At 37.2% G+C, this 19,255-nt stretch carries 23 protein-coding genes and 1 pseudogene; 8 read left to right on the top strand and 16 right to left on the bottom strand.

Annotated features, from left to right (window positions below):
• Nucleotides 1-9 precede the first annotated feature (9 nt).
• From AAC155_RS17090 to AAC155_RS17075, 4 genes are read left to right on the top strand one after another with little or no spacing between them, the layout of a single operon-like run.
• Nucleotides 10-900 (top strand): phosphotriesterase-related protein, encoded by an 891-nt coding sequence (locus AAC155_RS17090; RefSeq protein WP_113043459.1) that lies wholly within the window; start codon nucleotides 10-12, stop codon nucleotides 898-900.
• An 11-nt stretch (nucleotides 901-911) separates the two neighbouring features.
• Nucleotides 912-1,292 carry a DUF2620 domain-containing protein gene (locus AAC155_RS17085; protein ID WP_113043458.1) on the top strand — a complete coding sequence of 127 codons (381 nt, stop codon included), beginning with the start codon at nucleotides 912-914 and terminating at the stop codon, nucleotides 1,290-1,292.
• Nucleotides 1,282-2,637 (top strand): YhfT family protein, encoded by a 1,356-nt coding sequence (locus AAC155_RS17080; protein WP_113043457.1) that lies wholly within the window; start codon nucleotides 1,282-1,284, stop codon nucleotides 2,635-2,637. The genes AAC155_RS17085 and AAC155_RS17080 overlap by 11 nt, the downstream gene beginning before the upstream one ends.
• 45 nt (nucleotides 2,638-2,682) lie before the next feature.
• Nucleotides 2,683-3,819 carry an aminotransferase class V-fold PLP-dependent enzyme gene (locus AAC155_RS17075; RefSeq protein ID WP_113043456.1) on the top strand — a complete coding sequence of 379 codons (1,137 nt, stop codon included), beginning with the start codon at nucleotides 2,683-2,685 and terminating at the stop codon, nucleotides 3,817-3,819.
• Nucleotides 3,820-4,109: 290 nt separating this feature from the next.
• On the opposite strand, the gene AAC155_RS17070 is transcribed toward AAC155_RS17075, so the two are convergent.
• From AAC155_RS17070 to AAC155_RS17020, 11 genes are all read right to left on the bottom strand, one after another.
• Nucleotides 4,110-4,805 carry a PAS domain-containing protein gene (locus AAC155_RS17070; RefSeq protein WP_113043455.1) on the bottom strand — a complete coding sequence of 232 codons (696 nt, stop codon included), beginning with the start codon at nucleotides 4,803-4,805 and terminating at the stop codon, nucleotides 4,110-4,112.
• A gap of 147 nt (nucleotides 4,806-4,952) precedes the next feature.
• The gene (locus tag AAC155_RS17065; protein WP_113043454.1) at nucleotides 4,953-5,624 is read right to left on the bottom strand and encodes a helix-turn-helix transcriptional regulator; all 672 of its coding nucleotides are present in this window, start codon (nucleotides 5,622-5,624) and stop codon (nucleotides 4,953-4,955) included.
• Between the two features lie 27 nt (nucleotides 5,625-5,651).
• On the bottom strand, nucleotides 5,652-6,332 hold the full coding sequence (locus AAC155_RS17060) for a helix-turn-helix transcriptional regulator (RefSeq protein ID WP_113043453.1): 681 nt from the start codon (nucleotides 6,330-6,332) through the stop codon (nucleotides 5,652-5,654).
• A 29-nt stretch (nucleotides 6,333-6,361) separates the two neighbouring features.
• On the bottom strand, nucleotides 6,362-7,042 hold the full coding sequence (locus tag AAC155_RS17055) for a helix-turn-helix transcriptional regulator (protein WP_113043452.1): 681 nt from the start codon (nucleotides 7,040-7,042) through the stop codon (nucleotides 6,362-6,364).
• A gap of 29 nt (nucleotides 7,043-7,071) precedes the next feature.
• Nucleotides 7,072-7,752: a helix-turn-helix transcriptional regulator gene (locus AAC155_RS17050; RefSeq protein ID WP_113043451.1), complete on the bottom strand. Its 681-nt coding sequence runs from the start codon at nucleotides 7,750-7,752 to the stop codon at nucleotides 7,072-7,074.
• A gap of 270 nt (nucleotides 7,753-8,022) precedes the next feature.
• A complete protein-coding gene (locus AAC155_RS17045) occupies nucleotides 8,023-8,703 on the bottom strand; it encodes a helix-turn-helix transcriptional regulator (RefSeq protein ID WP_113043450.1) in 681 nt (226 codons plus the stop codon).
• Nucleotides 8,704-8,989: 286 nt separating this feature from the next.
• Complete coding sequence (locus tag AAC155_RS17040; protein WP_113043449.1) at nucleotides 8,990-9,670, bottom strand: helix-turn-helix transcriptional regulator; 681 nt, start codon at nucleotides 9,668-9,670, stop codon at nucleotides 8,990-8,992.
• A 30-nt stretch (nucleotides 9,671-9,700) separates the two neighbouring features.
• Nucleotides 9,701-10,381, bottom strand: a complete 681-nt coding sequence (locus AAC155_RS17035; RefSeq protein WP_113043448.1) for a helix-turn-helix transcriptional regulator — start codon at nucleotides 10,379-10,381, stop codon at nucleotides 9,701-9,703.
• Nucleotides 10,366-10,512, bottom strand: coding sequence for a hypothetical protein (locus AAC155_RS17030; protein ID WP_390904663.1), 147 nt, complete (start codon nucleotides 10,510-10,512; stop codon nucleotides 10,366-10,368). The genes AAC155_RS17035 and AAC155_RS17030 overlap by 16 nt, the downstream gene beginning before the upstream one ends.
• Before the next feature lie 29 nt (nucleotides 10,513-10,541).
• Complete coding sequence (locus AAC155_RS17025; protein WP_113043447.1) at nucleotides 10,542-11,222, bottom strand: helix-turn-helix transcriptional regulator; 681 nt, start codon at nucleotides 11,220-11,222, stop codon at nucleotides 10,542-10,544.
• Between the two features lie 50 nt (nucleotides 11,223-11,272).
• Nucleotides 11,273-11,965 (bottom strand): PAS domain-containing protein, encoded by a 693-nt coding sequence (locus AAC155_RS17020; protein ID WP_113043446.1) that lies wholly within the window; start codon nucleotides 11,963-11,965, stop codon nucleotides 11,273-11,275.
• A gap of 845 nt (nucleotides 11,966-12,810) precedes the next feature.
• On the opposite strand from AAC155_RS17020, the pseudogene AAC155_RS17015 reads away from it, so the two are divergent.
• From AAC155_RS17015 to AAC155_RS24535, 4 genes and pseudogenes are all read left to right on the top strand, one after another.
• Nucleotides 12,811-12,984: pseudogene (locus AAC155_RS17015) on the top strand (S-type pyocin domain-containing protein); the annotation flags it as partial.
• A 591-nt stretch (nucleotides 12,985-13,575) separates the two neighbouring features.
• On the top strand, nucleotides 13,576-14,250 hold the full coding sequence (locus AAC155_RS17010) for an antitoxin Xre/MbcA/ParS toxin-binding domain-containing protein (protein WP_113043444.1): 675 nt from the start codon (nucleotides 13,576-13,578) through the stop codon (nucleotides 14,248-14,250).
• Nucleotides 14,243-14,908 (top strand): RES family NAD+ phosphorylase, encoded by a 666-nt coding sequence (locus AAC155_RS17005; protein ID WP_113043443.1) that lies wholly within the window; start codon nucleotides 14,243-14,245, stop codon nucleotides 14,906-14,908. Before AAC155_RS17010 ends, AAC155_RS17005 begins: the two co-directional genes overlap by 8 nt.
• Before the next feature lie 93 nt (nucleotides 14,909-15,001).
• The gene (locus tag AAC155_RS24535) at nucleotides 15,002-15,157 is read left to right on the top strand and encodes a DUF6392 family protein (RefSeq protein WP_387491229.1); all 156 of its coding nucleotides are present in this window, start codon (nucleotides 15,002-15,004) and stop codon (nucleotides 15,155-15,157) included.
• Nucleotides 15,158-15,440: 283 nt separating this feature from the next.
• Here AAC155_RS24535 and AAC155_RS16995 read toward each other — a convergent pair whose 3' ends face one another.
• The 5 genes from AAC155_RS16995 to AAC155_RS16975 form a co-directional block, all read right to left on the bottom strand.
• A complete protein-coding gene (locus AAC155_RS16995) occupies nucleotides 15,441-16,109 on the bottom strand; it encodes a helix-turn-helix transcriptional regulator (protein ID WP_191214934.1) in 669 nt (222 codons plus the stop codon).
• A 58-nt stretch (nucleotides 16,110-16,167) separates the two neighbouring features.
• A complete protein-coding gene (locus AAC155_RS16990) occupies nucleotides 16,168-16,314 on the bottom strand; it encodes a hypothetical protein (RefSeq protein WP_158536590.1) in 147 nt (48 codons plus the stop codon).
• Between the two features lie 308 nt (nucleotides 16,315-16,622).
• Nucleotides 16,623-16,823, bottom strand: coding sequence for a hypothetical protein (locus AAC155_RS16985; protein ID WP_158536589.1), 201 nt, complete (start codon nucleotides 16,821-16,823; stop codon nucleotides 16,623-16,625).
• A gap of 194 nt (nucleotides 16,824-17,017) precedes the next feature.
• Entirely contained in the window at nucleotides 17,018-17,692 is a 675-nt protein-coding gene (locus tag AAC155_RS16980; protein WP_113043441.1) for a helix-turn-helix transcriptional regulator, read from the bottom strand.
• A 641-nt stretch (nucleotides 17,693-18,333) separates the two neighbouring features.
• Nucleotides 18,334-19,242, bottom strand: a complete 909-nt coding sequence (locus tag AAC155_RS16975; RefSeq protein WP_113043440.1) for a lipopolysaccharide core biosynthesis protein RfaZ — start codon at nucleotides 19,240-19,242, stop codon at nucleotides 18,334-18,336.
• Nucleotides 19,243-19,255 lie beyond the last annotated feature (13 nt).

The following is a 19,255-nucleotide window of genomic DNA, read 5'->3' as shown; positions in this document are numbered from 1 at the left end:
CTCTTACTCATGACCCAGAAAAACAGAATTGATGCATCTGGTTATACCTATGCACATGAGCACCTGCATCTCGATTTATCGTCATTTAAAAACAACATTGACTGCCGGTTGGATCAGTACGACCTGATTTGTGAAGAGATGAAAACACTGGTCAGCCTGGGTGTACACAATATTGTGGAGATGACCAATCGTTACATGGGACGTAACCCACAGTTTATGCTGGATCTGATGCGGGACTCCGGCATTAATGTAATAGTTTCAACTGGCTATTACCAATCTGCCTTTTTTCCTGAACATGTAGCACATACCACAGCTCGACAATTGGCGGATGAAATGATCGCTGAGATTGAACAGGGTATCGACGGTACGACGCTGAAAGCCGGAGTCATTGGGGAAATTGGTTCCAGCAAGGGGGTAATTACGCCTGATGAAGAGAAAGTATTTTATGCTGCGGCGATAGCCCATTTGGAGACCGGGCGTCCTGTTTCGACCCATACGACATTAAGCACAATGGGTCTTGAGCAACTGGCATTACTGAAAAAGCACGGTGTAGATGCTGAACGCGTAGTGATTGGTCACTGTGATCTTAAAGATAATCTGGACAACATCTTGCGCATCATTGAACAGGGGGCCTACATCCAGTTCGACACGATTGGAAAAAACGATTACTACCCGGATGAAAAGCGGATCGCTATGTTACAGACCCTGGCCCGAAGTGGCTTGCTTAACCGCGTCATGTTATCGATGGATATTACCCGTCGTTCTCACTTAAAAGCCAATGGTGGCAATGGGTTTGCTTATTTAATCACCACCTTTGTGCCGATGCTAAACCGGGCTGGATTAACGCAAACTGATATTGATTTGATGTTACGTAATAACCCAATGCTATTTTTCAAATAAAGGAAAAACATATGAGATTTGTTATTGGAGGACAAATTGAGAAAGAAAAAATTGCTGAAACTTTACGCCGTCTGGCCGGGGATAAAACCTTATCCATTACCGTGATGGGCGACATAGATGCCGCTATGGCGCTTAAGAGTGGTGATGCGGATTACTATTTGGGAGCCTGTAATACCGGTGGAGGCGCTTTGGCAATGGCAATTGCGATTGTTGGTATTGACAAATGCGCCACCATCAGTATGCCAGGGAAGATCCTGCCTGATGAAGAAATTATTGCCCATGTTAACGCCGGGAAAACGGCATTTGGTTTTACTGGTCAGGATATAGACGCGGTTATTCCGGTGGTTATCAAGGCTATTCTTTCTTCATGGGGACAGGAAAATGGAATATGAATTTTTCACTCGCTTAATGGAAATTGATCCGTTTAAAGCGGGTTTGTTGGCGGTGATTGGTGGGATATCTGCCATGATGGCTAACCGTGGTATTGCAGTATTTCATGATGGGCTACGTCCTTTAATGCCGGAGCATCTGGAAGGGCGTATGAATCGTAAAACCCTGGCTGCCACCAGTTTTGCCCTAAGTTTTGGGTTGGTTATCGGCTTTGGTATTCCGTTCTCGCTGACCGCCCCGATTATTCTGGTGCATAGCTTATTATTGGGAACCGATGTTATTGGTACTTGGTGTGCAAACAGTAAAAAAGGTTTCATACTTGCCGCTGTCTTGGGAGCACTATATGCCGTTGCCTTGATGACCGGTTTACGATCTGTTGTCGATATCTTTGCCCATTTGCCGGTTAATTTCATGGGTAACCTGAGTAAAGTTGGCGATCCTATCGTAGCCTGCTTTGCCCTGTTTCCTGCGATTGTTGTGGCCTATCAATACGGATATGGCAAAGGAATATGGGTACTGATTGCGACATTGGTGGGGTATATCGCGACGAAAGCGGTAGGATCATTGAGTTTTGGTGGGGCTCTGAGCAAACCGGTGCAATTGGATCCTAACGGGATAGCCCTGCTGATCTCAATGATTGTGATGTTCTACTTTGCTATGAAACAGCGTGCTCCCAAAGCCGGCGAGGGATCTGCTCCGGCTAAAGGTGCGAATGAGACGTTGGTTGGACTATTCTCCACGCGGATACAGCGCATTCAAAATAACATCTGGTTGCTGGTATTAAGTGGGGGTTTGACTGCGGTAGCGGCTTCGATGTCACTCAGCCTGCTGGCGGAAGGTCCGGTATCACTGCAACTGATGGCGCAGGGGGAAGGGGCTAACGCCATGTTGGTGGCGCTTGCCAGAGCGATCAGCTTTGTGCCGTTAGTCGGTATGACAGCCATTGCGACAGGGGTTTATAGCCCGGTCGGCATGAAGTTCGTGTTTGTCGCTGGGTTAGTCACGAATAATCTGTGGATTGCCTTCATTGCCGGTAGTTTGATTATGTTTATAGAAATCAAACTGCTGGCGAGAATTGCTATCTGGTTGGATAAATATCCCGGAGTCAAAGCTTGTGGTGAGCATATTCGTACTGTTATTACCCGCATGTTAGAAGTTGCCTTATTGGTGGGGGGAATGATGGCTGCCAACGCCATTCTGCCGGGCATGGGATTTATGGTGGTGGCGGGTATTTATCTACTCAACCGTACGGCTAAACGTCCTTTGGTTGAAATGGCGATTGGGCCGATTGCAACGATTGTGGTTGGTGTGCTAGCTAACGTCATCTATCTGTTGGGCATCAGCTAATTTTTGTGATGATAAAAATAGAGGGGAAGCACGGGAGAGCCGATATTGAACACATATCCATTACCTAGTCTGAGTATGGAGCAGGCGCAGCACAAGCAGTTTCGTTTAGTTGATATTATCTGCCGCTATTTTCCAGGTGCGGATTTTCTCACCACAGGAGATTTAGGGCTGGTGCCGGGATTGAACCGGCCACAGATAACGCAACGCGTTGAACAGGTCATTGCCGATTTCTTTTCTGCTGAGGCTGCTGTGTTAGTACAAGGGGCGGGAACTGGGGCAATACGTTGTGGGTTGTCGGCATTACTTAATGCGGGTAATAGCCTGCTGATTCATGATGCGCCGTTATATCCCTCGACGGCGATTATTGCCGAGCAGATGGGCTTACATCTGGTGCGGGCCGATTTCAATCAATCCGAACAAATACAGGCTGCGATTTTGCAACATGCACCGGTGGCGGGGTTAGTACAACACACACGGCAGAAAATTGATGATGCTTATGAGCTGGCAGAAGTTATATCACTATTGAATGCTGCATCACTACCGGTTCTGGTTGACGATAATTATGCTGCCATGAAAGTGGAACGAATCGGTTGTGAATGGGGGGCTGTGTTATCGGCCTTCTCCAGCTTTAAACTGTTTGGCCCGCAAGGTATCGGTGTTGTGGTAGGTCAACAAGCGGCAATAGAGCGCATCCGGCGTAGTATGTATTCCGGTGGCAGTCAAGTACAGGGATTTCAGGCATTGGAAGTATTGCGTGGATTAGTATTTGCTCCGGTGATGCATGCTGTGCAGGCTCAGGTGAGTGAAACATTAGTGGTCCGGCTTAATCAGGGAATCATACCGCAGGTGAAACAGGCGTTTATCGCCAATGCACAATCGAAAGTATTGCTGGTGGAGTTTTATGATGAGATTGCCGAACAGGTACTTCATGTTGCTCATAAGCTTGGTGCACTGCCATATCCGGTGGGCGCTGAATCAAAGTTTGACATTCCGCCACTGTTTTACCGGTTATCTGGTACATTCCGTCAATCTGATCCCGCGTTAGAGAGACGGATGATAAGGATAAATCCTAATCGAAGTGGTGCGGAGACAGTGATAAGGCTCCTGAGTCAAAGCTGTGCACAGGCCGCTTCCTTGCTACACCTTCAACCACTCCCGATATACCGCTTTCCATCAGTATGAGAGGCAGACAACAAGCCCGTTCTTGGGTCTCGTTTTCATTTTGCCGGCGCGTGTGACGATGCTCGAAGTTGTGAAACACTATACGGGACTAACGTCCCGTCGAAACTCCCCTCCCGCCTTGTGTCGGCGAGAGTACCCTCTTTAAAGGAAAAGATGGGGAAATCGATATCAAGGCTCAAGGCTTATAAATCCTGAATTAATGTAAAGATCGGCGATGCCATTAATTGTATCCCTTATTATTACCTGAATGATCAATAGAATTATTAATAATTAACAGTAAAATCGATTATTTATAATATAAAATGACCTATTGATAGAAAATACCTTGGTGGAACATAGAGATCATACCCCTTTTCTTTGCAAAGTAATCGTAACTCAGTCAATGAGCTGACGGATAGTTTTTCGTAAATACTTTCAAAATGTTTTTCCACCGAATGGCATGAAACATTCATTTCAATGGATGTTTCATTATTATTCATACCGCAGCAAAATAGAAAAATAACCATCCACTCTTTCTCATTTAACAAATCATTAGGTGGTCTGAGGCTGGCTGAGGTTGGTATATGCTCTTTAATATAATGATAAACCGTAAAGTGCTCTAATTCTCTGGCGTGAGAAATAATGCCAATACAGTGATTATCCTCACTCATCAATGGATATTTTTCGCAAAAATAGGATTTAGGCGGCCGACCATTACCTTGAGGATAAGTGCCGACAGAGCATACTTTCTGCATACATTCTAAGACCCTGCGATCATGTTCTTTAAAGTGATGGGCAAAACCATTAACAGGTATTGGTAATTCGTCAACGCTATACCCTATGATATTAAAGTTTTCAGGTAACTTAATGATTTTAATAAACTTGGTATTTGCATAAATAAAGCGAGATTCCTTATCTTTTACAAACCAAGGATCGGGGCTTCTGTCCCATATATGTGTTAATTGACGAGTAATAAAAGGGACTTCTTTAAATCCTGATTTATTCATAAATATCCTTTAAGATAATTATTGCTTTTTAGAATTATTGAATGTAAATATATCATTGAAAGCAAAGCATATTTCCATAGGGTCGTCTATTTTATCAATAAATAACTAACAAAGGTAGTATGTAGGGACTGGGAAATAATACGTAATTTAAGACAATAAAAACCTTTCTGGGATATAGTGATCAAAATTATTGGCTCGACAATACTCTTCCAACTGTTGACTGGAGTGAATCCCGATTTTACGATATATCCTTGACATATGTTCTTCGACCTCATGATAGGCGATATTCAATATTTTCCCAATCTGTTTTTTGGGCTGTTTCTGTAAGAAGAGAAAGATAATATCCCACTCCCGATGAGTAAAAAGATCGGAAGGGGGTTGGAGTAGCATGGATGACGGTAATTTATCATAATATTGATGTAGGTAGGTTAATGAATACTTTTTAGCCTTCCACATATGGTACATAATTCCCATACAATTACCATTGTCATGATAAAGAGGCAACTTTTCACAAAAATAGGATGACAAAGTTTGCTCTTGTCCAAAAACATGGGTTTCAAGTGAACAGACTCTTTCGCCTTTAACCATGACATTTTTATCGTGGAGAATAAACTCCTTGGCGAATTCAGCACCATCCCAGGGCAGTTCATGATCATAAAGCCCTTCATAATCAAATGACTCTTTAAAATTATGAATAAACCTCTTTGTGGCTGAATTACCGTAAATAAAGTTTGAAGAACTATCCTTTATTCCCCACGGTTCATTACTTATTTCCATTGTATTAATAACTTGAGGTGATATTTTATAGTTATTTTTCATATTGGCAAAACTCCTGTATTCTAAAGGTTAAAGAAAAACTCTGTTTTTGGGATGGATAAATTTTTTTGGCATATAGAGATCATAATCATTGGTGCGACAATATTCTTCCAATTGACGACTAGAATGAACCCCAATTCTTCCATATATTCGTGAGATATGAGATTCAACCGTACGATAAGAAATATTTAACATTCTACCAATTCGCTTGCTGGTATACTTGTGTAACATCAGGAAAATAACATCCCATTCCCGTAGAGTAAAGAGATCGGTTGGTGGCTGGAACATAATAGATGCCGGCAGTTTTCCATGAAATAGTCGAATGAATGAGAAATCTTGTGCTTGCCAACCATGATATATCACGCCTATACAGCTTCCGTCTTCATGGTAAAGAGGATATTTTGCAAAAAAGTAGGATGACAGAATTTGCTCTTTTCCATGTATATGTGTCTCAAGTGAACATATTCTTTTTTCCTGTTCTACCACTTTTCTGTCATGGGCCATGTATTCTTTAGCAAATTCGGCACCATCCCAGGGCAATTCATGTTCATAAAGTCCTTCATAGTCAAAAGAGCTTGAAATATTTTGAAGACGTTTACATGCTTGATTGACATAAATATAGCGTGTGTTTTCATCCTTTATTCCCCATGGCTCATTACTCTGCTCCATTGTATTAATAATCTGAGGGGAGATGACATAGTTCTTCTTCATATTAGTGAGAACTCCTTTTAATCTAATGGTTAAGGAAACATTCTGCTTTCTGGGTGTACAAACCTTTCTGGTACATAGAGATCATAATCATTGGTGCGACAATATTCTTCCAATTGACGGCTAGAATGAAGACCAATTCGTTTACATATGCGTGAGATATGGTTTTCAACCGTACGGTAGGAAATATTTAACATTATACCGATTTGCTTATTGGTATATTTGTGTAATATCAGAAAAATAACATCCCATTCCCGTTGAGTAAAGCGATCAGTCGGTGGCTGGAACATAATATTGGCGGGCAATTTTCCACGAAATAATCGGGTGAATGAAAAATCCTGAGCTTGCCAACCATGATATATTGTTCCTATACAGCTTCCGTCTTCATGATAAAGAGGATGTTTTTCAAAAAAATAAGATGAAAGAATTTGTTCTTTTCCATGTACATGTGTTATAAGTGAACGCATCCTTTCTTCTATTTCCATCACCATTCTATCGTGAGTCATGTATTCTTCAGCAAATTCGGCTCCATCCCAGGGAAGGTCATAATCATAAAGCCCCTCATAGTCAAAAGAGCTTGAAATATTTTGAACATGTTTACATGCCTGATTGACATAAATAAAGCATGAGTTTTTATCTTTTATTCCCCAGGGTTCATTACTCTGCGCCATTGTATTAATAATCTGAGGGGAGATGACATAGTTCTTATTCATATTAGTGAGAACTCCTTTTAATCTAATGGTTAAGGAAACATTTTGCTTTCTGGATGCACAAACCTTTCTGGTACATAGAGATCATAATCATTGGTGCGACAATAATCTTCTAATTGACGACTAGAATGAAGACCAATTCGTTTATATATGCGTGATATATGGGTTTCAACCGTACGATAGGAAATATTTAACATTCTACCGATTTGCTTGCTGGTATATTTGTGTAATAGGAGGAAAATAATATCCCATTCCCGTTGAGTAAAGAGATCAGTCGGTGGTTGAAATAATATAGAGGCAGGAAGTTTTCCATAAAATAGTCGAGTAAGTGAGAAATCTTGGGCTTTCCATCCATGGATAAAGAGACCGATACATTCGTTTTCATCATTATAGATTGGATATTTTTCCGAAAAATAAGATGATAGAAATTTATCTTTTCCATATGTATGTGTTTCAAGTGAACATATTCTTTTCTCTTGTTTCATAACACTTTTATCGTGAATAACGAATTCTTTTGCAAATTCAGCCCCGTTCCAGGGGAGTTCACTATCATATTTCCCTTCATAATCAAATAAATCCGGGATATTTTGCATTTGTCTAAGTGCCGAATTACAAAAAATCCAGCATGAGTTTTTGTCTTTGATTGCCCAAGGTTCATTACTTTGTTGCATAGTATTAATAACTTGAGGCGAAATAATTAATTCATTTTCCATGTTATCATTCCTCTTTCTAGCCTTAAAATTAGATATTTGATCTTATAATCTATTTAACTCACGACTACCTCAAACCCTAGGATAGTTTATAATCAAATAATTGTTTAAAATTATGAATAAATTTTTTTTATCTGCATTGCTGTAGATAAAGTTTGAAGAACTATCTGTTATTTCCCACGGCTCATTGTTCATCTCCATTGTATTAATAATCTGAGGTGATAGTGCATAGTTCTTCTTCATATTAGTAACAACTCCTTTTTAATCTAAGGATTAAGGAAACATTCTGCTTTCTGGATGCACAAAACTTTCTGGCACATAGAGATCATAATCATTGGTGCGACAATACTCTTCCAATTGACGACTGGAATGAAGACCAATTCGTTTACATATGCGTGAGATATGGTTTTCAACCGTACGGTAGGAAATATTTAACATTATACCGATTTGCTTATTGGTATATTTGTGTAACATCAGGAAAATAACATCCCATTCCCGTTGAGTAAAAAGATCGGTCGGTGGTTGAAATAATATAGAGGCTGGAAGTTTTCCACGAAATAACCGAGTGAATGAGAAATCCTGGGCTTTCCATGCATGGAGAAAGAGACCGATACATTCGTTTTCATCATTATATATTGGATATTTTTCCGAAAAATAAGATGATAGAAATTTGTCTTTCCCATATGTATGTGTTTCAAGTGAACATATTCTTTTCTCTTGTTTCATAACATTTTTATCGTGAATAACGAATTCTTTTGCAAATTCAGCCCCGTTCCAGGGGAGTTCACTATCATTTTTCCCTTCATAATCAAATAAATCTGGGAGATTTTGGATTTGTCTGAATGCCAAATTACCAAAAATCCAACATGAGTTTTTGTCTTTGATTGCCCAAGGTTCATTACTTTGCTGCATGGTGTTAATAACTTGAGATGAAATAATTAATTCATTTTCCATGTTATCATTCCTCTTTTTAGCCTTAAAATTAGATTTTTAATCTTATCATCAATTTAACTCACGACTACCCAAACCCTAGGGTAATGTAAGATCATAAAACCCTTCATAATCAAATAATTGTTTAAAATTATGAATAAATTTTTTTTAGCTGCATTGCTGTAGATAAAGTTTGAAGAACTATTCGTTATTCCCAACGGCTCATTGTTCATCTCCATTGTACTAATAATCTGAGGTGATATTGCATAGTTCTTCTTCATACTAGTGATAACTCCTTTTAATCTAAGGATTAAGGAAACATTCTGCTTTCTGGGCGCACAAACCTTTCTGGTACATAGAGATCATAATCATTGGTACGACAATATTCTTCTAATTGACGGCTAGAATGAAGACCAATTCGTTTATAGATGCGTGAGATATGGTTTTCAACCGTACGATAGGAAATATTTAACATTGTACCGATTTGCTTACTGGTATATTTGTGTAACATCAGGAAAATAACATCCCATTCCCGTTGGGTAAAGAGATCAGTCGGTGGCTGGAACATAATATTGGCTGGCAATTTTCCATGAAATAGCCGGGTGAATGAGAAATCCTGAACTTGCCAACCATGATATATTGTTCCTATACAACTTCTGTCTTCATGATAAAGAGGATGTTTTTCAAAAAAATAGGATGACAGAATTTGTTCTTTTCCAAAATTATGTGTTACAAGCAAACATACTTTTTCTTCTTTTTCCATCACCTTTTGATCATGAACCATGTATTCTTTGGCAAATTCGGCCCCATCCCAGGGTAATTCATCATCATAAAGTCCTTCAAAGTCAAAAGAACATGAAATATTGAGAAGGCTTTTACATGCTTGATTGACATAAATGTGGCATGAGTTTTTATCCTTTATTGCCCAGGGGGCATTACTTTGCTCCATTGTATTAATAATCTGAGGTGATAGTGCATAGTTCTTTTTCATATCAGTAAAAACTCCTTTTTAATTTAAGGGTTAAGGGAGCATTCTGCTTCCAGATTGCACAAATCTTTTTGGCACATAGAGATCATAATCATTGGTGCGACAATATTCTTCCAATTGCCGACTGGAATGAAGACCAATTCGTTTACATATGCGTGAGATATGGTTTTCAACTGTACGGTAGGAAATATTTAACATTATACCGATTTGCTTATTGGTATATTTTTGTAACATCAGGAAAATAACATCCCATTCTCGTTGAGTAAAGCGATCGGTCGGTGGCTGGAACATAATATTGGCTGGCAATTTTCCACGAAATAGCCGGGTGAATGAGAAATCCTGAGCTTGCCAACCATGATATATCGTTCCCATACAACTTCCGTCTTCATGGTAAAGAGGGTATTTTTCAAAAAAATAAGATGAAAGAATTTGTTCTTTTCCAAAAGTATGTGTTAAAAACAAACATACTCTTTCTTCTTTTTCCATCACCTTTTGATCATGAGCGATGTATTCTTTGGCAAATTCGGCCCCATCCCAAGGTAACTCATGCTCATAAAGTCCTTCAAATTCAAATGAACTTGAAAAATTCTTAAGAGATTTTAATGCCAAATTGCCATAGATAAAGCATGAGTTTTTATCCTTTATTCCCCACGGGTCATTACTTTGTTTTAATGTATTAATAACTTGAGATGAAATAATTAGTTTATTGTCCATGTTATTACTCCTTTTTCTTTAGCTGCATTGCTGTAAATAAAGTTTGAAGAACTATCCTTTATTCCCCACGGCTCATTGTTCATCTCCATTGTATTAATAATCTGAGGTGATAGTGCATAGTTCTTCTTCATATCAGTAAAATCTCCTTTTAATCTAAAGATTAAGGAAACATTCTGCTTTCTGGATGCACAAACCTTTCTGGTACATAGAGATCATAATCATTGGTGCGACAATATTCTTCTAATTGACGACTAGAATGAAGACCAATTCGTTTATAGATGCGTGAGATATGGGTTTCAACCGTACGGTAGGAAATATTTAACATTCTACCGATTTGCTTACTAGTATATTTGTGTAACATTAGAAAAATAACATCCCATTCCCGTTGAGTAAAGAGATCGGTCGGTGGTTGGAACATAATATTGGCTGGCAATTTTCCATGAAATAGCCGGGTGAATGAGAAATCTTGGGCTTGCCAACCATGATATATCGTTCCCATACAGCTTCCGTCTTCATGATAAAGAGGGTATTTTTCAAAAAAATAAGACGAAAGAATCTGTTCTTTTCCAAAAGTATGTGTTAAAAGCAAACATACTCTTTCTTCTTTTTCCATCACCTTTTGATCATGAGTGATGTATTCTTTGGCAAATTCGGCCCCATCCCAAGGTAATTCATGCTCATAAAGCCCTTCAAATTCAAATGAACTTGAAAAATTTTTAAGGGATTTTAATGCCAAATTACCATAAATAAAGCATGAGTTTTTATCCTTTATTCCCCACGGGTCATTACTTTGCGTCAATGTATTAATAACTTGAGATGAAATAATTAGTTTATTGTCCATACTATCAATCCTGTTTTCCTAGCCTTAAAATTAGATTTTTAATTTTATAATCAATTTAATTCCATACTACCGATAGTGACAAATCTTGCGGGAATATAAACATCAAGTTTATTTTCTTTGCAGAAATCTTTCAATTCTTCGTGTAATGATAAATTGAATTTTTGGTAAATTGACTGAATATGATTAACCACATCTTCGGCACTTATCATTAACTCTTCACCGATTTTCTCTTCATCTAATGAGCGCAGAGTTAGAAAGAGAACTTCCCATTCAGTTTGTGTCAATTTGTCATTAGGGGCGATAAATTCCAACGTTGCGGGAGGGGTTTTATCATAATAGTAAGCAGTAGAAAAGTTTTGGGTTTTGCACATATGAAAAGTGAGCCCAATACAATTGCCATTTTCGTCACAAAGTGGGTATTTATTACAAAGATAGATTTGCTTAATCTTATGTTCTTCAAATGGATGCGTTTCTAGTGAACTAACGCGTTGCATAGTTTGAAGAACTTTTTGATCCTGACGGTGGAATTCTTTTTCATATTCTGCAATAGGTGAGGGTAATTCACCTGATGTAAGCCCGGTAATATCGAAATCTTCAGGCAAATTATGCAGTTGATAAAAAGCGGAATTGGCGTAAATAAATCTTGATTGGAGATCTTTGGCTCCCCAAGGTTCATCACTGTTTTCCCACATATGAATTAATTGTGGGGTGATATTATTAGGTCTGTTTTTTATATGTTGCATTGGTGACTCCTGAACGATTATTTCAGTTGTTATCTGACATGTTTGTTAACTAATTATACTCAAAATGCCTTGGTAATATAATAGAATATAATAACTTGCTCGTCAAAATACATATATTTATTAATTAAGTCTTTTATTGTTATATGATGATACTTTTAACATTAACGAATATAACTAAAAATACTATTTTGTATAAAAACATTTTAGTTTACTTACTAAACAGCAAAATTAATGAATAAGCTTTTTAAATCATGAGTAATTAAGTGACGTAGATCAAAAATTTTCTGTCATTAACCAAAGCGTGAGGGAGCGGTTGTTATAACGATGATAGGTAATAGAATGAAAAAGAAGGTGTTATTTTGGGAGCGGAATAATGGCGAAAAAATGGCATTTAATCGGAATAATATTCGATCAATTAAAGAATGCTTTTTAAACGGTGTATCTAGAACATTGTAATTAGATAAACCATATTTTGGAATTGTCAGAATAATCAACTAAATAGAGTTTTCAATCTAAAAACCGAGTTTGAATTTGCCTACTGCGGACAATGGCTATTCTTAAATAAAATTAAGGTTAGGGAAATTCTATAAAATTAAATTATCGAAGAATAATTAAATAAAAAACTTACTTAAAATGGTATAGTCCGAGATATAAAGTTGCATTTCAAGTTCCACTTAGATGTTTGTGACAATCACGTTCTTACCCCATATTCCCCAGTTTGTATCAATGATTTTCTGCTTTGACAGTGCCGACGAGGTAACGCCGGAGGCAAAAAATGGGTGAGCGACTGCTCGCGAAGGGGATAAGGTTACCTGTGGTAAGCATCCCGGCACTTACATCATTGTCGGTGGTTTAGCGGTAGCAAAGATAAGGCCGAAGCCACCGCCACCGCTCGCGGTGTGGTAGCGGACGGTGAAGCATTGGTGATGCGTTACATTGGTGGTGGCGTTACCAGTGTCGGGCGCTGGCTGGCGGCACCGAATCCGTTGACAGTCGGATTAATGGGATTATTTTTGTCTGAAAATTTCGTCACTTACCCGATACTACGAACCAGTGGAGAATTCCTATCCGAACTCTGTATCAACGATGATCAGTCTCTTCGTTGATACAGAGAGATTGCTGTACAGATCAGTAGTGATAACGAGAAACCAAAATACGTATGGATAACTCTTCATGCCTATTCCTTATTCATCAAGTACGTAAGCAGTTCTATCAAAATAGGTATACCGTTGTCATGGCATAACTCCCCCTATTAGACAGTAATTGCTTGTTGGTTACCGCTTTTGACCATTTCTCTTTGCTGTCTGGCCGGAAGGAATGGCTGGAAACTAACATATAGTGTTGATTTGTTTCTATGGCTGTTTGTTACCGTTCTTTTAACGGAGCAAATTCTATGGTTTGAAAAGGTGGGTAAAAAGGAAGGGAATTGGGTTGTCTTCCATAAAAGCCATAAAGAGAAAGAGCAATCTGAGCTTAAGCAGGATAAAGAAGACGGTCGGTTACAGTGTATCAATTCTTGCACTTTTTACAAATACGCCATATCATCCATATAACGAAAATACGCAAAATACGCAAAATACGAACTCAAGCAGATACAATATGGAGGCAGCATGATTACTAAATCGCAACCTAAATCGGAGAATGTTAGCTTTGACTTTCTTTCAATTGAGTTATCAAATGACAAGGATATTGTAAAACATATCAGTTTGTCTGAAATTCCTGCTGATGAGGCAGATCAGTATGTGGTAGTAAAGTTGCCAAGAGCAATTGATTATCATGATATTAAGTTGGCAATAGCTAGTGCGATAACCGCTGTCACTACATTTAATAAGAACAAAAATCGGTCTGTTACGACTGAACCATCTTCAAAAATTGGATTTGCTTCCCGTAATGAAGCACGCCTTGAAAAATTAAAAAATCAGATCATTACTGATTCAGAGTGGCTGACTGCAAGTGAACTCAGCAAATTAGCCGGATCTAAATCAGTGAATTCCAGCGCTGCGGCAAATCGTTGGAAAAAGTCGAAAAAAATATTCGCATTGCCAATTAATGGCAAAGACCTCTTCCCGTTGTATGCTCTAGACGAAGGCGGCCAACCGTTACCAGTGATAAAGAAAACTATTGCGCTGTTTGGGGACAAAAAAACTCCTTGGTCAATAGCTATCTGGTTCGGCACACCAAATAGCTGGCTTGGTAATAAAAAACCAAAGGACCTTTTATTAACTCAACCTGATAATGTTTATATGGCAGCCAAAGAAGAAGCTGAAGGGCCGCGTCATGGCTGATGATAAAAAAGAATTTCAAGAAGATATACCATTTCCTCCAGAGAATACAGCAGCCAAAATCCAAAAGTGGAAAGCGGGTACGCCTATTAAACGTATTCATAAAGCCAAGTTTAAAGGAGCTGAATTTAATCCTGGTGTTGGCAATGCCCGTTTTAGCCCGTTCAAAAATAATGGAATCTCTGTTCCAACACTCTATGGCGGTGAAAACGTAGGAGTCGCTATTATGGAGACGATTTTACACGATATTCCACTAAACTGCGCCGGTATACCTGTTGATCTGGGTAAACTAGATGATTTAGCGTATAGCCAAATTACTCCACAAAAAGATATCAAGTATGTGGATATCAACCCACGAATACTGAAGAAATGGGGGATTATTCAAGGCCAACTAGTAGAATCAGGAGCATCGGATTATCATATTACTCAGCTCTGGGCAGCAAAAATTTATCATGACAATCCTGATGCTCAAGCAATTCGATGGCCCTCTAAGCAGCACGGTGGTAAAGCAATAATAATTTTTGGAGATCGGGTGGAAGAAAAAGATTTGTATGTGTCTCTTGAATCTGAACCAGCCGCTACTTCTAAAGAGGTTAACGAAAAACTTAAAGAGCTTGCAGATGAAATGGAGTTGGTTTTGGTACCTAAAGATATGGTATGATCTACGGCATATTTGTCATTAAAAGCCTGAATTGTAGGTGAGCTCCATCCTCTATGACGGTAGTGACACGGCTGAGCATGATCCTGATCGCTAATGTCCCGGGAATGGATTCATAAACAGTTTGGCAAACCTGAAAAATCACTTCCTCCGAGGAAAAGATTAAAGAAAGATATTGGTTGGACAGAACTATACCCGTCATCTTTCAAGTTGCCTCTTTGTTGGCTGCACTCGCTCACCCCGGTCACATAGTTACCTATGCTCCCGGGGATTCACTCCCTTGCCGTCGCGATCCATCTTGAAATCCATAGGGTATATATACTTGTTTAGGTTTTCATATGCCGATTAGTATGCAAGTTGATTATGATCTATTAGAGCGTGTCTTTATTAGGCCCTGATGGGTTCATATATAATTTTTAAAAATTATTGAATATAACTATAATATTTTTAAATAAAATATTCCAACAGGGCGGGTTATTTTCTCCATTAATAATGAATAAGAACAGCATGTAAAAACTGGGAATAAATACGTAATCTAAGATAATAAAAACTTTTCCGGTATATAGTGATTGAAATTATTGGCTCGACAATATTCTTCCAGTTGTTGGCTGGAATTAATTCCTATCTTACGGTATATCCGAGTCATATAATATTCAATAGTGCGATAGGCTAGATTCAGTATCCGTCCAATCTGCTTTCTGGTATTTTTCTGTAAAAAGAGGAAAATGACATCCCATTCACGTTGAGTAAAAAGATCAGTTGGTGGTTGTAGCATAATTGAGGCGGGAAGTGTGTTGTGGTATTGATGTAAATAGGATAATGAATGGTTTTGCGCTTTCCAACCATGATATATGACTCCGATGCAATCTCCATCTTGATGGTAAAAAGGTGATTTTTCGAAAAAATAAGACGATAGGATTTTCTCTCTGCCAAATATATGGGTTTCTATTGAGCATATTCTCTGCTGTTTTTCTATTACCTTTTTGTCATGATTAATAAATTGTTCCGCAAATTTAGCACTATCCCAAGGAAGCTCATTTTCATAGACCCCTTCAAATTCAAATGAATTTGAAAAGTTCTGAAGAGATTTTAATGCTAAATTACCGTAAATAAAGCATGAGTTTTTATCTTTAATTCCCCAAGGCTCGTTGCTTGCTGCCAGTGTATTAATAACTTGAGATGATATAGTTATGTGATTACTCATATTATAATTCCTTTTTACCCATTTTGGGTTTAAGTCGTGATATGTTTGAATCATATTGTCAGTTTAATACTTTATTACCAGCAATAACAGACTTTTTCATAAAATAATTATTATGGTTATTTTTATTACGATAATCGTTTAGTTGTATATACCCGTCATCTTTCAAGTTGCCTCTTTGTTGGCTGCACTCGCTCACCCCGGTCACATAGTTTGCTATGCTCCCGGGGATTCACTCCTTTGCCGTCGCGATGCATCTTGAAATCCATAGGGTATATGACATTATAGATTTAATTTTGGGTAAATTTTCTTACTATAATTAACGGTGTTTTCTACAATAGATGAAGGTAATTTACCAGTTAAAAATATTTTAATATCGTAATTCTTAGGAAAATTGTGATATTGGTAGAGAATAGGGCGGGGGATTTTTGATAACTAATCATTTTTCCTGGGAATTATTATTTTTTACACAGGTAAATTAGTTCAATAATGGTATTATTTTGTTGTAATTTATAGTTAATATGACATTTTATTATTTAGGTTATTATTTAAATGATTTATTTGTTTATACCCGTCATCTTTCAAGTTGCCTCTTTGTTGGCTGCGCTCACTCACCCCGGTCTCATAGTTATCTATGCTCCCGGGGATTCGCTCCCTTGCCGTCGCGATGCATCTTGAAATCCATAGGGTATATACCCGATGTATTTTGAAATCCATAGGGTATAATCATGCTTTTTATGACTAACTGCCTATCTCAATAGGGCTATTTTATTTGCCATTTTGAACCTAGGCAGTGCTCAAAATCCTCACGTACTACGTGTACGCTCCGGTTTTTCCGCGCTGTCCGTGTTCAAACTGCCTGCAACAATTACGCTTATTGAGATAGGCTCTAAAAATAGTAAATAAAATTATTAAGAGAGTAAAAATTTTTCCGGTACATAGCGTTTAAAATTGTTGATGAGACAATATTCTTCCAGTTGTTGGTTGGAGTCAACACCTATCTTGTGATATATATTGGTCATATGGGATTCAACTGTACGGTAAGAAATATTTAATACTCTTCCAATCTGTTTCCTGGTGTATTTTTGTAAAAAGAAAAAAATAATATCCCACTCACGTTGGGTAAAAGAATCTGTTGGTGGGTGAAATATAATAGAGGTGGGCAGCTCGTTATAATATTGATGTAAGTTAATTAATGAAAAATCTTTGGCTTTCCATCCATGAAAAAATATGCCTATACACTCCTTTGCATCGTTATATAGTGGTAATTTTTCTTGGAAGTAAGACGATAAGATTTTTTCTTTTCCATATGTATATGTTTCAAGTGAACAGATTCTTTTCCCTTTTGTCATGACAATTTTATCATGATCAATAAATTCTTTCGCAAACTCCGCCCCGCTCCAGGGAAGTTCGTCATCAAAAAGTCCTTCATAATCAAATGATGTTGGAATGTTTTGAATAGATCTTAGGGCCAGGTTAGCATAAATAAATCGTGAATTTTTATCTTTGATTCCCCACGGTTCATTACTTGCTTCCATCGTGTTTATTATTTGTGATGAAATATATGTTCCATTAATTTTTTTCATGATTAAGTCCTATTATACTAAGTGATCAATATTTATAGGGTGTAAAAGAGGGTAGTTATTTTTCTTGTAGTGGTCTCCAAATCAGTGAGTTTCTAGCAAAGTGACTCGGCATCGTTTCAAAGTATGTTTTATCTTACTTTTTATATTTTGCATAGTAAATCCTTGGTGATTACTTAAGACATCATCTAAATGATTTAAGTAATAGTTCTACTTAACATGACTTGATTCTATAGCATAGAACAACAATTTATTTTTCAAGGGAAAATACCTATTAATTAAATTCTTTATTATTTAATAAAGAAACTTTAAATAAACACAAATATATTTATAAATATTATTTTACAGTAAAATCATTTAATAAGGGGTATGAATGTTCAATGATAGCTGGTCTTTTCGATGGTAATTATTGATGACGGGTATAGTCTCGGAATATTGTGTCGAAAAATAGCTTTAACATTTCTGGAATTAATAATAATCCCTTAATTAAAATAAGACCAAATGAAATTTATCTGTGATCATTTTAATTTTTTGTGAAGTTATGATGGTGAAAATTTCCGAGATAAAAAATAAATCAATCTAAAAATATGAAAAATTTATTAATTATCTCGTTGCGCCTTGGTATTTATAAGAAATCTAATGACTTAAATTTCCCTATAATCTAATTTTTCGAATGAATTTATAGCGCTATTTTTCGATAGATTATAAATTTTAACTCCTTTTTTTATTGCTATTTCATGAGCCAGGTTGAAACAAGGAATGATGAAATCATGTAAGTTATTATTTAATTTGGTATCTAGCTGGTCATTTTGGGTTTCATAAAACCTTGGTTTTGAAAAATTGTTCATGTCTAGACCGGCGAAATATATTTTTTTATAGCCCAAAAACAATGCTATTTGCAAAGCGGAATAGGCAACTGTTGTTCCGTTGTAGAATCCGAGATTTAAGTTTAATGAGAATGCTACATCATTCTGTATTATTATTTCATCACTCTTTATTTCAAAAAGTTCTTTTTCCTCTTGATAAACTGGTTGATCAATATTCTCAATAATAATGACTTTACATGTTAATTCAAGATAACCGTAATGAATTAAGATATCGTTGAGGCAATCCATTGTTGTGAAGAGTATCAATTCATCGTTTTTTAATATATTTAAAACGATATTCTTCCTATTTAGAATGAATGTTCGGTCAATTATAACATGGTATTTGAATTTCACTTCTGGTGATAATTCATATGAACCGTTAACACCCATAATATCAAATTTGGTATCATCAAAAAAATCTGTTTTGATGGTAGATACCGAAGGTCCAGATGCAATAATGATTAAGGGTTTTTCTGATTTTTTGGGGAATTCATTGATGTTTATATTTTTATTATTGAATGAAACAGAGTCGATTTTGCCATTAATGTTTCTTGAGATCTTTATGTGAGGCCAAAAGTTCATATTGTGCTTCATTTTTTTACTGGATACATTTCTGTATATTGATTTTGTTATATTCTGCTTACAGAGCATACCTAGTTTTAAAAGATATTTATATTTAAAAAACATATTGTGGTCCTAT

The sequence above is a fragment of the Photorhabdus sp. HUG-39 genome (assembly GCF_963878365.1).
Taxonomy (GTDB): domain Bacteria; phylum Pseudomonadota; class Gammaproteobacteria; order Enterobacterales; family Enterobacteriaceae; genus Photorhabdus; species Photorhabdus kayaii.
This window is presented reverse-complemented; position numbering and strand designations above follow the sequence as displayed.